The sequence below is a fragment of the Rhizobium sp. PAMB 3182 genome, from assembly GCF_052908355.1.
The window spans coordinates 1,228,057-1,248,496 of sequence record NZ_CM128607.1; the positions used below are offsets into that span (position 1 = coordinate 1,228,057).

The window sequence follows — 20,440 nt, forward strand, 5'->3', positions numbered from 1 at the left end:
AAAGCGGGCGCCACGCCAAGGCATGCGTGAACTCAAATGGAAATATCCGGTTCTGGCCTCAGGCGGAATGCGTCAGGGAGGTGTGCCGTTCGGAGGCGTCGGCCAGCGAAAACACCCGGCCGACCCCAATCAATACGGGCTCATCGACGCCGATTTCCTGCATGGCGGCGCCAAGGCCACCGAGCGTGCCCGTCCAGCGGCGTTCGTTGCTGCGGGAGACGGAGGACATGATGACGACGGGGGTTGAGGCCGAAAGGCCGGCTCCGACGAGACGCGCCTCGATCTTGGCGGCGGTGCGGCCGCCCATGTAGAAGATGGTCGTGGCCGTCGGGTCGCTCAGCGCCTTCCAGTCGATATCTTCCGGCAATTCACCCTTCTTCGAATGCCCGGTCACGAAGCGGACCGATTGCGCGCAGTCGCGGTGGGTCAGCGAGACGCCGAGCCTTGCGGCCATGGCGCTGGCCGAGGTGATGCCGGGCACGATGTCGACAGCAATTCCCTCATTCTGCAGGCGGGTTATCTCCTCCCCGGCCCGACCGAAGATCACCGGGTCGCCGGCCTTCAGGCGCACGACGCGCTTGCCGGCCCGGGCAAAGGCCACCATCATGTCGTTGATGTCTTCCTGACGGCAGCTTTCGCGGCCGCCGCGCTTGCCGACCAGCATGCGTTTCGCCTCGCGGCGGGCGAGTTCGAGCACCTCCGGCGACACAAGATCGTCGAACAGGATGACATCGGCTGCCTGCAACGCGCGCACCGCCTTCAGCGTCAGCAATTCCGCGTCTCCCGGACCGGCGCCGACGAGCGTGACGCGGCCGATGGCGCCGGCGGCCGTTTCCAGCCGCGCAAGATCCGCCATCAGCCGCGCATCCTCGTCCTCCCGAGGCTTGTCATTCGTTGTCAGCGCCCGGTCGGTGAAGCGCTCCCAGAAGGTGCGGCGCGGCGCACCGGGCTTGAGGCTCTGGTTGACCTTTTCGCGCAGCAACTGTGCGAGCGCCGCCCAATCCTTCAGCGCCGGCGGCAACAGCGTCTCGATCCGCCGGCGGATCGCCTGGCCGAGGATCGGCGCCGCGCCATCCGTCGAAATGGATACGACGACCGGCGAGCGGTTGACGATCGCGCCGAACTGGAACTGGCAGAAGGCAGGCTTGTCGATGACGTTGACCGGGACGCCAGCCGCCCTGGCCGTATCGAAGAATTCTGCCGCTTCTTCCTCGGTTTCGCAGTCGGCTATGGCGATCGCCATGCCGTCGAATGCGGACCCGCACCAGCCGACCTCATGAAGCACGAGCGAGGCGGCGGTGTGGACCGGCGGATTGCGGAGGAGAGCGCCCATGGCCTCACCAAGCTCGCCTTCCGGTGCCCAGACGTGAACTTCGGCACCGCAGGCCGCCAGCAGTTCCGCCTTCCAGGCCGCAGCGTCCGACCCGCCGGCAACGAGCACCGGCTTGCCCTCCAGAGACCAGAAGACGGGAAGCTTGGCGAGCGGCGCCATGCGGGCGGGCACCGGGCGCGTCGGCATTTCATTCAGCGGCAGCGACATGGCATCCATCGATGATCCCCCTGATTTCGGCGCGGCAGGAGCCGCAATTGGTTCCGGCGTTCAGGCATTTGCCGATGGCCTCGACGGTGGCATTGCCGGCCTGCACCGCCGCGACGATCTGGTTGACGCCGACGGAGAAGCAGGAGCAGACGGTGGCGCCGGGGTCCGGACGATCGGCTCCGGGTCTGCCGGCGACCAAAGCATTGCGGGCGGCGGGATCCGCATGGACCTCCGTCAGCTGCGCAACCATCCAGTTGCGCGACACCGCTACCGGCTGGCGCGCCACGAACAGCGCCGCGACGAGACGGTCACCGGCAAAATAGGCAAGGCGGACATGGCCGCTGTGACGGTCTTCATAGCCGATGCATTCGGCCGTGTCCGGCACCCCGAGAACCTTGCGGCACCAGGCGTCGACGTTCTCGACCGGATCGGTGAAGGCGAACTCCATGCGCCAACCGCCTTCGGCACGCGCCAGCGCCCAATAGGCGCAGTCGGGCCGTTCCGGCTTTATGGCGCTGACGGCGAAGCCGAAGGCCGTTGCCGGAAAGGCCGAGGCACGGATCGCAACGTTCTTCGATGCCGGCTGGCCCGATACGGGATCGGTCAACGGCGCGACCAGGGCGTCGATGCGGGCATTGGCGGAATACTGGTCGGTCCAGTGCATCGGGACAAAGATGCTGCCGCGGCGCTGGCGACGGGTCAGCAGGGCGCGGACAGCGACCTGCCCATGCGGACTTTCCAGCTCGACGAGGCCCGCATCGCGGATGCCGATCTTCAGCGCGTCTTCCGGATGAATTTCGGCAAAGGGCTCGGCAATATGGGCCGAAAGGCGGGCGCTTTTGCCGGTCCGCGTCATCGTATGCCAATGATCGCGGATACGGCCGGTGTTGAGCAGGTAGGGAAAGTCGCCGTCGGCGCGATCCGGAGTCACCGTCGCGACAGCAATGAAGCGGGCCTTGCCGTCCTGGTGGTAGAAGCGGCCGTCGGCAAAGAAACGGGTCTCCTGCCGGTCCATGCCTTTGGGCTGCGGCCACTGGAAGGGCTGCATGGCATCGAACGTCTCTCTGTCGATTTTGGCATAGGCGCCGATATCGAAATCCCGGCTGCCGCGGTTGTCATGCGCCGACAGCGCGGCGTGTTCGGCGAAGATCTCCGCCGCTGTCGTCCAGGCAAAGGCATCGGCAAAGCCCATGCGCTTTCCGACTTCGGCAAACTGGCGCCAGTCGGCGACTGCCTCGCCCGGCGCTTTCAGGAAGCGGCGCTGCCGGGAGATGCGGCGCTCGGAGTTGGTCACCGTGCCGTTTTTCTCGCCCCAGCCTTCCGAGGGCAGCAGCACATCGGCGAGTTCGGCCGTGTCGGTGGTCTTCAGGATGTCGGAGACGACGACGAATGGGCAGTTGCGGATCGCCTCGCGAACCCGATCGGCGTCCGGCAGCGAGACGACCGGATTGGTCGCCATGATCCACAGCGCCTTGATGCGGCCGTCGGCAACGGCCTCGAACATGTCGACCGCCTTGAGACCAGCCGTCCGTGGCATTGCCGGTGCGTTCCAGAATGTCTGGACCAGATCCCGGTGTCCGGGATTTTCGATCGCCATGTGCGCGGCGAGCATGTTGGCGAGGCCGCCGACCTCGCGGCCCCCCATGGCGTTCGGCTGGCCGGTCAGCGAGAACGGCCCCATGCCGGGCCGGCCGATACGCCCCGTCGCCAGATGGCAGTTGATGATGGCATTGACCTTGTCGGTGCCGGCAGACGACTGGTTGACGCCCTGGCTGTAACAGGTGACGACCTTCTCCGTGGCTTCGAAGAGGTTATAGAACGCCTTAAGCGTCTCCTCGTCGATCCCGGTGGCATCGGCCACGCTGGCGACGCTCAAGGCCCTGGCCGCGGCCAGGGCGTCGGCAAAGCCATGCGTATGGGCCGCGATATAGGCCGTGTCGAGGACGGGACTGCCGGCGAGATGGGCAAGCAGTCCATTGAACAGTGCCATGTCGCCATCCGGGCGGACCGCGAGATGCAGGTCGGCGATATCGGCCGTCATGGTGCGGCGCGGATCGATCAGCACCACCTTCATGTCGGGACGCTTCGCCTTCGCCGCCGCAATGCGCTGGTAGATCACCGGATGGCACCAGGCGAGGTTGGAACCGGTCAGGATGACGAGATCGGCCAGTTCGAGGTCCTCATAGGTGCCCGGAACCGTGTCCGATCCGAAGGCCCGGCGATGACCGGCAACCGACGAGGCCATGCAGAGCCTGGAATTGGTGTCGATGTTGGCGGAACCGATGAAGCCCTTCATCAGCTTGTTGGCAACGTAATAGTCTTCCGTCAGAAGCTGGCCCGAGACATAGAAGGCGACCGAATCCGGGCCGTGCTCGGCGATCGTTTCCGAGAAGGTTTTCGCAATGAGATCGAACGCCTCCTCCCAGGCGGCGCGCTGGCCGCCAATTTCCGGATTGAGAATGCGGTCGTCGAGGTCGAGCGTATCGGCGAGCGCCGATCCCTTGGAGCAGAGCCGCCCATAATTGGCCGGATGATCCGGATCACCCTTGATGGTGACTGCCCCGCCATCGGCAACCGTCGCAATGACGCCGCAGCCGACGCCGCAATAGGGGCAGGTTGTCTTGACGTCACAGGCCATGGTTCACCGCGCTCAATCGATCCGTTTCCTTGTCTTCCCTTCCCCGACCCCGGGAAAAGGTGCGTGGCCACTGCGGACCACGCCAGTTTCCCTCCCAAGACGGATGTTCCTTGGCAGGTTGGGGAACTTCTTCCCGACGGCTATTCCGCCGCCATCATCAGGCTTTCGAGGGCAATGGAGAGAGCGCCCTCGTCGTTTTTCACCGGTACGGTCTTGACCGCGCCCTCGTCCGCACCGAGCGCCTTGCCGGTTTCGAGCGAGATTACCCAGTTGTGCAGCGGGCATGTCACGTCATGGCCGTGAACGATGCCCTGGGAGAGCGGGCCGCCCTTGTGCGGGCAGTGATCCTCGATCGCGAAGACGTGGTCGTCCATGGTGCGGAAGACCGCGATCTTGCCCTGAGGGGTTTTCACGCAGCGCGCACCGCGGCGCGGAATGTCCTCGAGTCTGCCGATTGAAATCCAGTTCATGACGTTTCCCCTTATTCGGCGGCTGCGGAATAGCCGACGCTCGCCATCGGCTTGAACTCATGCTTGTCCTTGCCGGACACGCGTTCCGACCAGGGGTCGACCTGCGCGAATTTCTGGCTGAAGACGAAGCGGTCGAAATAGGCCTTGCGCTTTTCGGCATCGTCCATGATCTGGCGGCGGACCTCGTCGTAGCCGATGCGTTTGGCCCACTTGTAGATGCGCTCGAGATAGTGGCCCTGCTCACGGTACATCTGCGTCAGGGCAACGATGTATTCGAGCGCCTCCTCCTCGGTTTTCACGAGGCCCAGGACTTCCGTGCCCTTGATGTCGAGGCCCGCGGCTCCGGCGAAGTGGATTTCATAGCCACTGTCGACGCAGATGACGCCGACGTCCTTGCAGGTCGCTTCCGCGCAATTGCGCGGACAGCCGGAAACGGCGAGCTTCACCTTGGCCGGGGTCCAGGAACCCCACATGAATTTCTCCAGCCGGATACCGAGCCCGGTTGAATCCTGCGTGCCGAAGCGGCACCAGTCGGAGCCTACGCAGGTCTTCACCGTCCGCAGGCCCTTGGCATAGGCCTGGCCGGAGACGAAGCCGGCCTTGCCGAGATCGGCCCATACGGCCGGCAGGTCTTCCTTGTGGATGCCCAGCATGTCGATGCGCTGGCCGCCGGTGACCTTGACCGTCGGGATGTTGAACTTGTCGACGACATCGGCGATGGCGCGCAGTTCAGCCGAAGACGTTACGCCGCCCCACATGCGCGGCACGACGGAATAGGTGCCATCCTTCTGGATGTTGGCGTGGACGCGCTCATTGATGAAGCGCGACTGGTAGTCGTCGGCATATTCATCCGGCCAGTCGCAGACGAGGTAGTAGTTGAGCGCCGGCCGGCACTTGGCGCAGCCGCAGGAGGTCTTCCATTCGAGCTCCTGCATGACGGCAGGGATCGTCTTCAGCTTCTTGGCGACGATCAGCCGGCGCACGTCGTCGTGGCTGAAGTCGGTGCAGCCGCACATCGGCTTGACGGCCTGCGGATTGTAGCTGTCGCCGAGCGTGACGGCCATCAGTTGTTCGACAAGATGGGTGCAGGAGCCGCAGGAGGCCGACGCCTTGGTGTGGGCGCGGACTTCGTCGAGCGTCGTCAGCCCCTTGGCCGTGATCGTGCCGGTGATCTTGGATTTGCATACGCCGTTGCAGCCGCAGATTTCCGCATCATCCGGCAAGGCTGCAACGGCCGCCGTAGGGTCCAGCTGGGCACCGCCCTGGTAAGCCTGGCCGAAGATCAGCGTGTCGCGCATTTCAGTAATGTCGACCTGGCGTTTCATCAGGTCGAAGAACCAGGAGCCGTCAGCAGTCTCGCCGTAGAGAACGGCGCCGATGATCCGGTTGTCCTTGAGGATCAGCCGCTTGTAGACGCCGGCATTGGCATCGCGCAGCACGATCTCCTGGCGGTCGTCGCCATCAGCGAAATCACCGGCCGAGAAGAGGTTGATGCCGGTGACCTTCAGCTTGGTGTTGACGACCGAACCCTGGTATTCGCCGCTGCCGCCGGTCAGGCGATCGGCGAGCACGCGCGCGCTTTCGTAAAGCGGCGCGACGAGACCGTAGCAGATGCCGCGGTGTTCGGCGCATTCGCCGAGAGCGTAGACATCCGGATCGGAGGTCATCATGCCGTCGTCGACGACGATACCGCGGTTGCAGGCGATGCCGGCATCCTTGGCAAGGCCGGAGGCCGGGCGAATGCCGACCGCCATCACCACCATATCGGCGTCAATGATACGGCCGTCTTCGAGCTCGATGCCGGTGACCTTGTCCTCGCCGATGATGCGCTTGGTATTGGCCTTGGTGATGATCTCGATGCCGCGTTCGGTGAGCGCCTTTTCAAGAAGATAGGCGGCCGCCGGATCGAGCTGGCGTTCCATGATCGTCGGCATGAGGTGGATGACGGTCACCTCCATGCCCTGGCGCTTGAGACCATAGGCGGCTTCGAGGCCGAGCAGGCCGCCGCCGATGACGACCGCCCTGCCCTTGCGCGCCGCGATGTCGAGCATCTTCGATACGTCGTCGAGGTCGCGATAGGCGAGAACGCCGGGCAGATCATGGCCCGGTACCGGGATGATGAAGGGCGAGGAGCCGGTGGCGATCACCAGCTTGTCGTAAGAGGCGGCGACACCGTTTTCCGCGGTCACCGTCTTTGCCTCGCGATCGATCTTCGCGACCTTCGCGCCCTTGTGCAGCGTCACGCCGTGCGCGGCATACCATTCATCCGTGTGGATGATGATGTCCTCATAGGCCTTTTCGCCGGAAAGAACCGGCGAGAGCATGATGCGGTCGTAATTGACGCGCGGCTCGGCGTTGAAGATCGTGACGTCGTAGAGGCCGGGGGCCTTTTCGAACAATTCGTCCAGCATGCGGCCTGGCGCCATGCCGTTACCAATGATGACAAGCTTCTTTGTCATGAGTTTACTCCGCAGCTTCCATGGCCGCCGCCTTCTGACGGGCGATGCGGGCGGCGCGTTTTTCCTGAATTGATTGCAGTTGCTCGGCGCTGGGATCGGCGCCGCCTTCATAGGCTTCCAAAAAATCGAGGAGTTCCTCGCGATAGGCGTAATAGTCGGGGTGGGCGAGCAGCGCCTTGCGGGTGCGCGGACGCGGCAGGTCGACCTCCATGATGTTGCCGATCCTGGCATTCGGACCGTTCGACATCATCACCACGCGGTCGGCGAGCAGGATCGCCTCATCGACATCATGGGTGACGCAGATGGCCGTGACCTTGGTGCGTTTCCACACGTCCATCAGCACTTCCTGCAACTCCCAGCGCGTCAGGCTGTCGAGCATGCCGAAGGGCTCGTCGAGCAGCAGGAGCTTGGGCGACAGCGCAAAGGCGCGGGCAATGCCGACGCGCTGCTTCATGCCGTTCGACAGATCGGCGGCGTGACGATGCATGGCGTCGCCGAGGCCGACGCGGTGCAGGTAGTATTCGACGATATCCTTGCGCTCGGCAGGCGTCGCGTCCGGATAGACCTTGTCGACGCCGAGCGCGACATTCTCGCGCGCCGTCAGCCACGGCATCAGCGACGGCGCCTGGAAGACCACCGCGCGGTCCGGTCCGGCGCCGCTGATTTCCTTGCCGTCGAGCACGATGCCGCCCGAGGAAATCTTGTTCAGCCCCGCGACCATCGACAGGACGGTGGACTTGCCGCAGCCGGAATGGCCGATGATCGAGATGAACTCGCCCTTGTCCATCTTTAGCTCGAAGCCGTCGACAACGGTCAGCGGCCCCTTCGGCGTCGGATAGACCTTCTTGACGTCGTAGAATTCGACGAAGCGCTTCTCGGTGACGGTCTGGGCCGCCTTCTCGTAGGCGGCAGGCAGCCTTTCGGCCGCGGGCTTCTGGGTGATCGGAACGACGTTCGGCAGGACGATGTCGTTTTCCGTCTCGCTGCCGCGTTTCGTGCCCAGATCCATGAGATATTCGGTGACCTCGGCACGGATGCGGATGAAATCCTCGTCGTGGTTCATCTCGGCGCGGGCGCGTGGCCGGGCCAGGCTGACCGCAAAGCTCTTGCCCAGGGTGGCCTTCGGGCCGGGCGTCAGGGCAATGATACGGTCGGCAAGCAGGATGGCCTCGTCGACATCGTTGGTGATGAGGACGATGGTCTTCTTCTCGCGCTCGCAGATTTCGGCGAACTCGTCCTGCAGCTTGGCGCGGGTCAGCGCGTCGAGCGCCGACAGCGGCTCGTCGAGCAGCAGAATTTCCGGCTGCATGGCAAGCGCCCGGGCGACGGAGACACGCTGGCGCATACCGCCGGAGAGTTCCGCCGGGCGGCGATCGACGGCATGACCGAGGCCGACCATCTCGATATACTTTTCCGCCAGGGCCCGGCGCTCGGACTTGCCAAGGCTCTTGTGGACGCTGTCGACTGCCAGCGAAACGTTGCCCCAGACGGTCAGCCACGGCATCAGCGCGTAGGACTGAAAGACGACGCCGCGTTCCGGATCGGGGCCGGTCACTTCACGCCCCTTGAAGAGCACCGCGCCGGTGTCCGGCCGCGACAGGCCGGCGAGAAGCGAGATCAGCGTCGACTTGCCGGATCCGGAGAAGCCGACGATGGCGATGAATTCCCCTTCGGCCACTTTCAGGTTGACGTCGTCCAGCACGTCGTTGCGGGTCTTGCCCGAGCCGAAGCTTTTCGACGCGCCGGAGATTTCGAGAATGGTCATTATACCCTCCCCTACCGGTTCGACGAGAAGGTGAAGGCCTGCTGGAGCGCATACATGATGCGGTCGAGCACGAAACCGATGATGCCGATGGTGAAGACGGCGAGCATGATGCGGGCGAGCGAATCCGAGGAGCCGTTCTGGAACTCGTCCCAGACGAACTTGCCGAGGCCCGGGTTCTGCGCCAGCATTTCAGCGGCGATCAGCACCATCCAGCCCACACCGAGGGAGAGCCTCAGACCGGTGAAGATCAGCGGCAGCGCGGACGGCAGCACCAGCTTGCGCACCGTCGTCCAGGTGGAAAGCTGCAGCACCTTGCCGACATTGACGAGGTCCTTGTCGATCGAGGCGACACCGAGCGCCGTGTTGATCAGCGTCGGCCAGAGCGAACAGAGCGTCACGGTAACGGCGGAGATGACCAGAGACTTCGGCATGAAATCATACGGGTTCTCGTAGGTCGCGGCGACGATCATCGTGACGATCGGCAGCCAGGCGAGCGGCGAGACCGGCTTGAAGATCTGGATCAGCGGATTGATCGCGCCGTTGAAGGTGCGCGAGAGGCCCGATGCGATGCCGAGCGGCACGGCGATCAGGGTGGCGATGAGGAAGCCGAGGCCGACGGTCAGAAGCGAGGTTGTAATCTGCGAGATATAGGTCGGCTGGCCGGTGTAGGTGCGATACTTGATCCGGTCGAGCTTGCCTTCTTCCTTGTACTTGGCATTGCGCTCGTCCTGGCGGGCGTAGAATTCATCGGCCTTCAGCCCTTCCGCCTTGTAGTCGGCCCACATCACGCCGGCCTGCTCCCAGACTGCGAGCGGACCCGGAATGGCGCCGAGCGAGGTCTTGACCTGCGGCGCCAGCACGGACCAGGCGCCCAGGAACAGGACGATACCGACAAGCGGAATGATGAGGACTCGCTTCAACTCCTGCAGTTGCTCGGCAATGTTGTCGCCGGCAGCGATCTTCAGGAGCGGCGTGACGAAGGCCAGTCCCAGCGCGTCCAGCCAGCGGCCCAGCCTGTTGATGCGCTGAAAAGCCCTTTCGCGGCGTTCGGCGCGGCGGCTATCGCTTTCGTCGAATGCAATGGTGGCATCGGCCATGGTTCAAAACCTCGATCTTGCATGCTGTTGGTGAGAATGGGTCCGGCCGCAGCATCCGCTCCGGCCGGAAAGCGGTGTCAGCCGTTGACGATGTCGGTGCCGTCGACGATCTGGTGGTCCTTCAGGCCGATCTTCATGGCATCGATGTAGGCGTTCGGCTGCTTGCCATCGTAGGCAATGCCGTCGATGAAATCGGAGGCCGGGACCGGTGGACGGTAACCGTCGGAACCGAAGGGGAAGTCTTCCTTCTTCGCCTTGCCCTCATCGATCAGCAGCTGGGCTGCCTGCATGTAGATGTCCGGCTTGTAGACGGACTTGGCGGTATCGGCGTACCAGCTGTCGTCCTTGTATTCCGGAATCTGGCCCCAGCGGCGCATCTGGGTCAGATACCAGATGGCGTCGGAGTAGAAGGGATAGGTGGCGTTGTCGCGGAAGAAGACGTTGAAGTCCGGAACGTCGCGCTTGTCGCCCTTCTCGTATTCGAAGGTGCCGGTCATGGAGTTGGCGATGACCTTGGCGTCGGCGCCGACATATTGCGGCTGCGACAGGATCTGCACGGCTTCTTCGCGGTTGGCGTTGTTGTTTTCGTCGAGCCACATGGCGGCACGGATCAGCGCCTTGGTGAGCGCCAGCACGGTGTTCGGGTTCTTCTCGACGAATTCGGCGGTCATGCCGAAGACCTTCTCCGGATTGTTCTTCCAGATCTCGTAGTCTGTGATGACCGGAACGCCGATGCCCTTGAAGACGGCTGCCTGGTTCCACGGCTCGCCGACACAGTAGCCGAGGATGGTGCCGGCCTCCAGCGTCGCCGGCATCTGCGGCGGCGGGGTGACGGACAACAGCGCGTCGGCCTTGATCTGGCCGGAAATGTCGGTGGTCGAATAGAAGCCCGGATTGATGCCGCCGGAGGCCAGCCAGTAGCGCAGCTCGTAATTGTGGGTGGAAACCGGGAAGACCATGCCCATGTTGAACGGCTTGCCTTCCATCTTGTACTTGTCGACGACCGGTTTCAGCGCATCCGCCTTGATCGGGTGCACCGGCTTGCCGTCGTCGCCGACCGGAACGTGCTCCTTCATCATCTGCCAGATGGCATTGGAAACGGTGATCGCATTGCCGTTCAGGTCCATCGAGAAGGGCGTGACGATATGGGCCTTGGTGCCGAAGCCGATGGTGGCGGCGAGCGGCTGGCCGGCCAGCATGTGGGCGCCGTCCAGTTCGCCGGTGATGACGCGGTCGAGCAGAACCTTCCAGTTGGCCTGGGCTTCGAGCGTCACGAACAAGCCCTCATCCTCGAAGAAGCCCTTTTCATAGGCAATCGCCAGCGGCGCCATGTCGGTCAGCTTGATGAAGCCGAGCTTCAGTTCGTCCTTCTCCACGTCCAGGCTCTCGGCCCTGGCGCGCGCCGACGGCATGACGCCCGGCAGCAGGCTGGCCGCCGCAACGACCGAGCCGAATTTCAGGACGGTTCTTTTCGTAACTTTCATTTCCCTGCCTCCGATGTGCCGATGGTGGGAGTTCCAACGGCCGAGTAAGATTGAAGAGAACAAACGAAAAAGGCTGCCGAACCAGTCTCAACAACTCCCGTGGAGTGTGGAAACGGTTTGGCAGCCTTGCCTTCGAGCGCCCGACGCTGGACGCAGATGTTATCTGTTTTTTGTGGCCCCCTCTGGACCTGAACTTATACAAGCAGGAATCATGCCAGTTGGCAATATGAAATTTTTATACTTTAAAAACAGTCTGATAGCCTAAATGACGCAAATATGGGCAATTCTCAGCCTCCATGCCGAAGGCGTAATTATAGGCATTGCACAATATTTGGACGTGATCCTGATTTATTTTTCAACACGCCGCTGGCTGGCGATGTAGGCATCCAGCATGTCCGGATCGAAAGTTCGCCCGTCGAAAAAGCCGTCCGGCCCCAGCACCAGCCCGGCATTCGACGCGCCCACCGGCGTGGCGGCGGAGAGCGCGCCCTCGACCTTGAGATTGGCGCCGGGCAGCGGCGCGAAGAGAGGTCGCAACGCCTGACGGTAGATGTCGGGCCGATAGCTGTCCCTGGCGATCAGCACATTGTTGGCGGAATGATTGCAATGCCCCCAACGCACCATCTGGCTGTAGAACCACAAAGCGTGGCTCTGCCATGGAAACGCCGCCGCCTTCTGGTGCAGCACGAAGAAGTCGTCGATCTCGATCAGGGTTTTCGGGCCGACCACAAGGCTGTCGGTCAATGCCGGCAGCAAAAGCCGCTCCTCGATGCCGAGCCATCGCGGGTCCGACAGGATCGACGCCAGTTCGACCGCGTTTTCCGGTTTCGCGCACCACTCGCCGGCCCGGTAGAGGGCTCGCAGAAACGCTTCCAAAACGGGCCGGTTGTCGTCGGCCCATTTCCTGGCGACGCCGAGAACCTTTTCCGGGCTGTTGCGCCAGATGCGCGCCTTGACGGTGACGATCCGGCCAATGCCCTGATCGACGGCAATCGTGTTCCAGGGTTCGCCGACGCAATAGCCGTCGACGCGGCCGGAACGCAGTGCGTCGGCCATCAGCGGCGGCGGCACGACCGCGATCTCGACATCCCTGTCCGGATCGATACCGCAGGCCGCGAGCCAATAGCGCAGTTCGTAATTATGTCCCGAGAACGGGTGGACGACGGCGAAACGGGGACCATCGCCGCCCGCCGCCCGCCGCTTGGCGATGACCGATTTCAGCGCCACGCCGGCGGTGGCCGGATCGAGGTCGCCTGAGCAGCCCTCCTCCTCCATCGCCTTGAACAAGGCATTCGACACCGTCACCGCATTGCCGCCGAGCCCCAGCGCCATGGGCGCGATCAGGGGAACCGACAAGGGCGAAAGGCCGAGGTTGGAGCTGATCGGCATCGGCGCCAGCATGTGCGCCGCCTGGAAATGTCCGACCGCGATCCGGTCGCGGATATTGGCCCAGGAGCTTTCCCGGACGAGATTGGCGACGACGTTCTCGTCGCTGACGAAACCTTTTTCCACCGCGGCGATGAGGACGGCGCTGTCGAGCAAAGGCATGAAACCGACGGTGATTTCCGGAAAATCCCTCATGCCTAGCCCTCCAGCAGCCCGGCCGCGACGATCAGGCTCTGCGCGATATCGGAAATCTTGCGGTTCTGGTTCATCGCCGTCTTTCTCAAGAGCTTGTAGGCCTCGTCTTCGGACATCCCGCGCGACTTCATCAAAATGGACTTGGCGCGGTCGACGATCTTGCGGCTTTCAAGCTCCGTGCGCGCCTCTTCAAGCTCCCGCGCCATGCGCGAAAACGCATTGAAGCGGCTGATCGCCATGTCGAGGATGGGCTTGACCCGTTCCTGGCGCAGGCCATCGACCACATAGGCCGAGACGCCGGCATCCACCGCCGCCTCGATCATGCCGTCGTCGGACCGGTCGACGAACATGGCGATCGGGCGCCTGACGGAGCGGGACAACTGGAACATGCTTTCGAGCATGTCGCGATTCGGGTTTTCCAGATCGATGACGATCACGTCCGGCTGCACGCGTTCGATTTCGCGCGCGACACCGATGACCTCGTGCAGGACGGTGACATTGTCATGCCCGGCAGCCCTCAGGCCTGCCTCGATGATCGACGCACGCAAGGTATTCTCATCGATGACGAGGATGGCCAAGGCTTTGCTCTGCATGGCGGGACCATCCAACAGTTCGCACTTTTTCGCAACGCAAAAAAGGTCATTGCGGCCTGCGTCGTCACGGTTAGCGGATAATCCCTGTGCGCATCGCCTTGACCACTGCCTGCGTACGGTTGACCGTGTCGAGCTTCTTCGTCGCACGGTTGAGGTAGTGGTTGATGGTATGCTCGGACAGGCCGAGGATTTCGGCGATCTCGGCGCTCGTCTTGCCTGCCGCGGTCCAGGTCAGGCAATCGATCTCGCGGTCCGTCAAGGTTTTCGAGACACGCTCGTCGGTCGTCCGGATCGCAGCCATGTGGTCGTAGATCAGCGTGGACAGATAGGCGAGATCGCGCATTTCGCCATCGGTGAAGGGCGCGCGGTCGCCCGAAAAGGATATCGCGCCGCGGGTGCCGGAAAATTCGTGAACAGGGAAATAGGCACCACGGGCCAGCCCGTGGCGAATGAACAGGTTGCGGGCGATCAGTTCCTTGCCGTCTGCGCGGTCGGTGTTGATCTCGTTGACATCGTAACGAAATGGCACCGTGGAGGTGCGCAGCCTCCGGATCACCGGGCTGTCCTTCAGCATCCCCTCGGCATCATAAGACGCCAGGAGCTCGGCCGGCCAGTTGGTGATCACCGAGTTTGCGGAGAGGTTCGACGACACCGCCTCCGGCATATTGAGCACCAGGAAGCCTCGGGCACCGAAGCCTTCCGTGATCCGGCGCATCAGACGAAAGATATCGAACTGGGTCTTCAATGCCGGGATTTCCGCGGCAAATTTCTCGATCCCCGTTTCAGGATGAGCAGTGTCTGACATTAATCCCTCTCAAACAGTCCGCTGCGGCGATGAGCGGAATGATTTGTCACCGATAGCCCAATCCCCAGTTGCATGGCAGACGCAATTCCAGACACAGCTGAAAAAACTTTGCAACATGCGGGTTCCGGACAGGCAAGCACCGACCGTGGAACGACCTGGTTGCCTTAGCTGGTCACGACCTTCCTGCCTGCGCAGCAAACAATCATTATATAATATTTGACTAAAATATAAGAACTATGCCGTTCGATGCCGCCTGTCCCCACCGACGACACAACCGATTCGACATCACAGCATAACGAGATATGTGACCGTGTCAGGTCCTTATTCTGAGTGATGGATAAACGGACTGGCTCATGCCCGCATCATGAAGGTATCGCAAGGTATCGGCGGCCGTCATCGGCCTTCCGTAAAAGTATCCCTGCCCCATGCCGCAGCCAAGGGACTTGAGGATTTCCGCTTCGGCAGCGTTCTCGATTCCCTCCGCCACCACGTTCAGCTCGAGGCCTGCGCACATGGTGACGATCGCCCGGACGATATGCTCGGAGGCCTTGTCGGTCGCGATGCAGGACACGAAAGCCCGGTCGATCTTGACCTTGTCGAAGGAAAACTCCCTAAGCCGCCCGAGGCTCGACTGCCCGGCACCGAAATCGTCCAGCGAAATGCCGACGCCCGCAGCGCGCAGGCTGGTGATGATCTTGTGTGCCGTTTCGGCTGACGTCATCATCGCCGTCTCGGTGATTTCCAGCTCCAGGCGATGCGGATCGAAGCCGATTCGCCCAAGGATGGAGAGGATCGTTCGGGTCGTGCTGGTATCGGTCAGCTGCGCGGAGGACAGGTTGAAGGACAGGAAGAGGTCGCGCGGCCAGCCAAGTGCGGCTTCCGCCGCCTTGCGCAGAAGGGATTCCGAAAGGGCATCGATGAAGCCCCGCTCCTCGGCGAGCGGAATGAAGACGGCCGGGGACACGAAACCGAGCTCTGGATCGTTCCAGCGGGCCAGCGCCTCGAAGCCGACCACCGTCTCGCTCGCCAGATCGACGATCGGCTGGAAATAGGTATCGACGGAATCCGCGATGATGGCGTTGCGAAGCGCCTGCTCGAGCTGGGTGGCGCGGCGCATCTCCTCGGCGATCTCTTCGGAATAGACCGTGACCTGTCCGCGGCCACGGCGCTTGGACCGGTAGAGCGCCGTCTCGGCATTCTTGAGGAGTTCGGCATAGCCCTCGCCGGCAAACGGATGGACCGAGAAGCCGAAGGAGGCCGACAAACGGACATTGCGTCCACCAAGATCGTAGGGCGCCGAAAGCACGTCACGGATCATGCGTCCGACCTTCTGCGCACCGGACTGCTCGAAGACGAGCGGCAGGACGAAGGCAAAACTGTCGCCGTCGTGCCTGGTGACGGTTGCGCCGTCGGGCGCGCAGGCCTTCAGGCGATGGGCGACCTGACACAGGATCTCGTCGCCGGCGGCGGCGCCGAAGAGGTCATTGATCGGCTTGAAGCCGTCGAGATTGGTAATACCGATGGTAAAGGGTGCGGGATCGGCGGCGCGCTCGGCAGCAAGCTGGCACACCTTGTCGTAAAATCGATTGCGGTTGCCAAGACCGGTGAGCGCATCCGTGTAGACGGTCTGCTGCAGCTTCTGCTCCCCCGCGGCATTCGTATCCGACAGCACGGCTTTTCCAATCATTTTTGTATCTGACGCGGTCGGATGTGCATCCTGCCGATCCATCTGTCCAAAAATGATATGGATATATTAACAAACCCATAGTGAGGGCCGCGCCCGCCCTACAGGTTATAATCCCCCATTTTATATAGGTCTGCGGCAGATAAGCCGCTCAGCCGGTTGCCGAGAACCCGTCGCGCCGGCCGTATTGCGCCAGCAGACCGGCGATGACCGCCGGACTCAACGGCTTGCAGATGCTGCCGTCCATGCCCGCCTCCATGCAACGCCTCTCATCACTCTCGGACACATGCGCCAGGACTCCGATGATCGGCGTGCGAACCTCCTCGCCCTCTTCCAGGACGCGGATCTGCCGGCAAGCCTCGAACCCGTCGATGTCGGGCAACGAAATGTCCATCAGGACCAGTGACGGCCGGTGCTCGTTCCACAGGCTTACCGCCTCCACGCCGTCACCGGCGAGGACATAGGCACAGCCGATCCCCTCCAAAAGGTGCCGGAAGACGATGCGATTGACCTCGTTGTCCTCGACAACCAGCACCTCTGCCCCACCCGTGCCGGCATCTGTCGAAATTTCCCAGTCCCCGTCGTCGAGATCTTCCCCCGCCGCATTGCCCTCATTGCAGAAGTGGCGGGCGACGAGGCTCGGCAGGTTCGCGTCGAACTGCAGCAGATCGCAGCCAATCGCCGGAATCCCGAAGTTTTCCGCCATCTCCAGATATTCGATGCCCAGATCGCTGTTGACGACAACAATATCGATCCGGACGCCGCAGTTGGCCGCCATGTCGAGAAAAAGCTCGAGTTCGCCGAGCGTGTCGACGCAGCAGGCCTCCGCCTCCATCGCCCCGAGTTGCTCGATGGCGATCGCCTGCATGCCGCCGCACCCGACAAGCAGGATCTTCCTGCCTTTCAGGCGGCTGCCATCGCCACCGTCCATAATCGGCCATATCGCCGGGTCCGCGCGGGTCATGCCGGAATTGTCGATCCTTGGCCAGTCGACGTCCAGCTTGAACGCCCCCTTTCTCGCGATACCGTCCGGCGTCAGGAAATCGGACAGATCCTCAAGCACCGTCACCAGCAGGTAGCGTCCGGGCTTGCCGACCCTGATCTTGCGGGCAAGAACCGGGAGCTCGTGCCCTTCGGCACTCAAAAGTCTCTGGTGCTGGTTATGAGCGGTGCCGCTGTCCATGACATAGCGGTCGGCCGCATCGATGATCTCTGCGTGATGCAGCGGCAGGAAATCGGACACATGCCTGCCAATGAGCTCTTCCGGCGACCGGCCCTGCAGCCGGCAAAAGGCCCGGTTGGCGGCCACGTAGATGAGGTCCTTGTCCTTGACGCAAAGGGGGAAGGGAAAGCTGTCGAGAATTTCCTCGGTCAGCTGCACCCGCTCGAGATCGGCGCGCCACTGTTCCTCGCGATTGTGATCTTCGGAGACATCGACGATGACCGCAACGCCGTAGCCATTGGCGAGACGCCGCTTGGTCCAGCGGATCCAGCGGCCGTTGCCCAGGCCCTCCTCCGTTTCGTACCGCTCGCGCCAATGCAGCGCCAGGCGTTCGGCCACCCATTCCGCGCGGCTGAGCGCGGCGTCGCCGTTTGCCATGCGCCAGTCCGCAGTCGGACGGCTGTCGTAGATTGCGCCAAGGAAATCGCGCAGCCTCACGCCGCCCTTCATGATCTCGTCGGAGAGGGGAAAGAAGTTGGTGATCTGTGGCCCGACAAAGGCGATATGGTCGTTCTTGTCGCACAGGATGACGGCCATCGCGGTTCCATCGAAAACCGCCTTCATCACATCAGCACTCAAGCTCTGGACCTCTGGTCCGTCACTCGTCATGACGCATATCCTGTCTCGAATCCGGTCGGCATCCGGACCACTCCTGACGCATTGCAATCAATTTCGCGGCACGAAAATCTGCCCGCAGAAAGGGAAAAAGTTGGGGGAACATGCTGGTGCAAGAGTTGAAAAGGCATGGTTCGGTCCATCTTTGGAGACGACCAGCCTGTCTCCATGGATCTTTCCGGCGAAGCCGGCTGCCTTCGGTCATTTCAACCCAAGCGAATTCTTCCCATGATAGTCTTAAAGCTGCCTTAATTGTCGATTGGCAGTTCCGGCACCATTTTCAGCGACTTCTCGTCCAGCAAAGACGAGCGGCGAATTGCGGGCCGCTTTGCGCCCAACAGCGAATCCGGATAAATGCGCGGATGGCAATCAAACAGCTGACAGAAACCCTGATCAACCAGATCGCCGCCGGCGAGGTCATCGAGCGTCCGGCGAGCGCTGCGAAGGAGCTGATCGAGAATGCGATCGACGCCGGGGCGACCCGCATCGAGATCGCGACGGCCGGCGGCGGCAAGGGCTTGCTGCGGGTCACCGACAATGGCGGCGGCATGAGCCCGGCCGATCTTGAACTGGCTATCCGCAGACACTGCACCTCGAAGATCGATGACACGCTCGACGACATCCGCACGCTCGGCTTTCGCGGCGAGGCGTTACCGTCGATCGGCTCGGTCGCCCGGCTGTCGATCACCAGCCGCAGCCAGGGTGCCGCCGAAGGCGCGGCGATCACGGTTGCCGCCGGCAAGGTGTCGCCGGTGCGCCCGGCCCCCGCCAATCCCGGCACGGTGGTCGAGGTGCGCGACCTTTTCTTCGCGACCCCGGCGCGGCTGAAATTCCTGAAGACGGAACGGGCGGAAGCAGGCGCGATCACCGAGATGGTGAAGCGCATGGCCATCGCCTTTCCGCAGATCCGCTTCGTGCTCTCCGGTTCGGACCGGTCCACGCTCGAACTCGCCTCGACCGGCGACGACCGGCTGGCCCGTATCGCGCAGATCCTCGGCGCCGAATTCAAGGACAATGCGATCGAGCTCGACGCCGCCCGCGAGGACGTGACGCTGACCGGCTTTGCCGGAGTGCCGACCTTCAATCGCGGCAACTCGGCGCATCAATACGCCTTCGTCAACGGCCGGCCGGTGCAGGACAAGCTCATCCTGTCGGCGATCCGCGGCGCCTATGCCGAAACGATCCCGCACGGGCGCTATCCGGTCGCGGTTCTTTCGATCGGCATCGACCCGGCGCTGGTCGACGTCAACGTGCATCCGGCCAAGTCCGACGTGCGCTTCCGCGATCCCGGACTGATCCGCGGCCTGATCGTCGGCGCTGTACGGGAGGCGCTGAGCCGCGAGGGCGACCGCGCCTCGACGACCGGAGCGAGCGCGATGATGCGGTCCTTCCGCCCCGGCTTCCAGCCGCAGACACCGGCACAGCCCTGGAGCCCGCAGACCTCGCCGAGCCGGCCCTTCTCCACGCCCGCTGCCTCGTTCGGCTTTGCCGAAAGCCGGCAATCGGCCTTCGATGCCTTCGCCCAGCCTTCGGCCCGGGCGGAGACACCGGTCGCGACCGCCGAGATGGCACCGTCCGTCGAAGCGCCGGCCCAGCAGTTTCCGCTCGGTGCGGCGCGCGCGCAGGTGCACGAGAACTATATCGTCGCACAGACGGCGGACGGCCTGGTGATCGTCGACCAGCATGCGGCGCACGAACGGCTGGTGTTCGAAGCCATGCGCAAGGCACTGCAGGACCGCCGGCTTCCCTCGCAGGCCCTGCTCATTCCGGAAATCGTCGACCTGCCCGAAGAAGACTGCGACCGGCTGATCGCCCATGCCGACGAGTTCGAGCAGCTTGGCCTGGCGATCGAGCGTTTCGGCCCGGGCGCAATTGCAGTCCGGGAAACGCCAGCCATGCTCGGCGAGATGGACGCCGCCGGTCTGGTCCGCCAGCTTGCGGACGAGATCGCCGAGTGGGATACTGCCCATGGTCTGGCGGCGCGGCTCGACTATCTCGCGGCGACAATGGCCTGCCACGGTTCGGTCCGGTCCGGCCGGCGCCTCAGGGCGGAGGAGATGAACGCGCTCCTGCGCCAGATGGAAGCGACGCCCGGTTCGGGCCAGTGCAATCACGGGCGTCCGACCTATATCGAGCTGAAGCTGGCGGACATCGAACGCCTTTTTGGCCGCAGTTGAATTGAGATGGCCGCAGGTTTATGAGAACATCCAGACTGTTCAGGAGAAGATCATTGATGAACCGGTTTGAAGGCGGCGGTAATCGCGAAGCGAAGATCAAGTATCTTGGCGCCGATTTTCAGATTCTGATGCCCGGTTCGCATGTCGTGTGCGCGGTGACCGGAAAGATCATTCCCATCGACGAGTTGCGTTACTGGAGCGTTGCCCGGCAGGAAGCCTATGTCGACGCCGAAGCCTCGCTGGAAGCCGAAAAGCGCGCCGGCACCCTCCCCGTTCAAGCCAAGGGCTGATCCTTTACTCTTTCGAATTC

Annotated in this window: 14 protein-coding genes; 2 read left to right on the forward strand and 12 right to left on the reverse strand. The window is 63.0% G+C overall.

What is annotated here, in order from left to right; all coding sequences use genetic code 11:
• Positions 1–58: 58 nt before the first annotated feature.
• The 12 genes from cysG to ACU5AZ_RS06285 form a co-directional block, all read right to left on the reverse strand.
• Positions 59–1,549, reverse strand: a complete 1,491-nt coding sequence (gene cysG / locus ACU5AZ_RS06230) for a siroheme synthase CysG (RefSeq protein WP_446825153.1) — start codon at positions 1,547–1,549, stop codon at positions 59–61.
• Positions 1,521–4,178, reverse strand: a complete 2,658-nt coding sequence (locus ACU5AZ_RS06235) for a nitrate reductase (protein WP_446825154.1) — start codon at positions 4,176–4,178, stop codon at positions 1,521–1,523. The genes cysG and ACU5AZ_RS06235 overlap by 29 nt, the downstream gene beginning before the upstream one ends.
• A gap of 140 nt (positions 4,179–4,318) precedes the next feature.
• Positions 4,319–4,648: a nitrite reductase small subunit NirD gene (gene nirD, locus ACU5AZ_RS06240; RefSeq protein WP_446825155.1), complete on the reverse strand. Its 330-nt coding sequence runs from the start codon at positions 4,646–4,648 to the stop codon at positions 4,319–4,321.
• Between the two features lie 11 nt (positions 4,649–4,659).
• Entirely contained in the window at positions 4,660–7,107 is a 2,448-nt protein-coding gene (gene nirB / locus ACU5AZ_RS06245; protein WP_446825156.1) for a nitrite reductase large subunit NirB, read from the reverse strand.
• Positions 7,108–7,111: 4 nt separating this feature from the next.
• On the reverse strand, positions 7,112–8,872 hold the full coding sequence (locus ACU5AZ_RS06250) for an ABC transporter ATP-binding protein (RefSeq protein ID WP_446825157.1): 1,761 nt from the start codon (positions 8,870–8,872) through the stop codon (positions 7,112–7,114).
• Positions 8,873–8,883: 11 nt separating this feature from the next.
• The gene (locus tag ACU5AZ_RS06255; protein ID WP_446825158.1) at positions 8,884–9,969 is read right to left on the reverse strand and encodes an ABC transporter permease; all 1,086 of its coding nucleotides are present in this window, start codon (positions 9,967–9,969) and stop codon (positions 8,884–8,886) included.
• Positions 9,970–10,046: 77 nt separating this feature from the next.
• Positions 10,047–11,453, reverse strand: coding sequence for a CmpA/NrtA family ABC transporter substrate-binding protein (locus tag ACU5AZ_RS06260; RefSeq protein ID WP_446825159.1), 1,407 nt, complete (start codon positions 11,451–11,453; stop codon positions 10,047–10,049).
• Between the two features lie 348 nt (positions 11,454–11,801).
• Positions 11,802–13,034 (reverse strand): CmpA/NrtA family ABC transporter substrate-binding protein, encoded by a 1,233-nt coding sequence (locus ACU5AZ_RS06265; RefSeq protein ID WP_446825160.1) that lies wholly within the window; start codon positions 13,032–13,034, stop codon positions 11,802–11,804.
• Positions 13,035–13,036: 2 nt separating this feature from the next.
• On the reverse strand, positions 13,037–13,627 hold the full coding sequence (locus ACU5AZ_RS06270; protein ID WP_446825161.1) for an ANTAR domain-containing response regulator: 591 nt from the start codon (positions 13,625–13,627) through the stop codon (positions 13,037–13,039).
• 70 nt (positions 13,628–13,697) lie between these two features.
• Positions 13,698–14,432, reverse strand: a complete 735-nt coding sequence (locus tag ACU5AZ_RS06275; protein WP_446825162.1) for a helix-turn-helix transcriptional regulator — start codon at positions 14,430–14,432, stop codon at positions 13,698–13,700.
• A 313-nt stretch (positions 14,433–14,745) separates the two neighbouring features.
• Complete coding sequence (locus ACU5AZ_RS06280; RefSeq protein WP_446825163.1) at positions 14,746–16,119, reverse strand: putative bifunctional diguanylate cyclase/phosphodiesterase; 1,374 nt, start codon at positions 16,117–16,119, stop codon at positions 14,746–14,748.
• Positions 16,120–16,267: 148 nt separating this feature from the next.
• Positions 16,268–17,947: a response regulator gene (locus tag ACU5AZ_RS06285; protein WP_446825164.1), complete on the reverse strand. Its 1,680-nt coding sequence runs from the start codon at positions 17,945–17,947 to the stop codon at positions 16,268–16,270.
• A 368-nt stretch (positions 17,948–18,315) separates the two neighbouring features.
• On the opposite strand from ACU5AZ_RS06285, the gene mutL reads away from it, so the two are divergent.
• Both mutL and ACU5AZ_RS06295 read left to right on the forward strand, forming a co-directional pair.
• Positions 18,316–20,130: a DNA mismatch repair endonuclease MutL gene (gene mutL / locus ACU5AZ_RS06290; protein ID WP_446825165.1), complete on the forward strand. Its 1,815-nt coding sequence runs from the start codon at positions 18,316–18,318 to the stop codon at positions 20,128–20,130.
• 56 nt (positions 20,131–20,186) lie between these two features.
• Positions 20,187–20,420 carry a DUF2093 domain-containing protein gene (locus ACU5AZ_RS06295; protein ID WP_446825166.1) on the forward strand — a complete coding sequence of 78 codons (234 nt, stop codon included), beginning with the start codon at positions 20,187–20,189 and terminating at the stop codon, positions 20,418–20,420.
• Positions 20,421–20,440 lie beyond the last annotated feature (20 nt).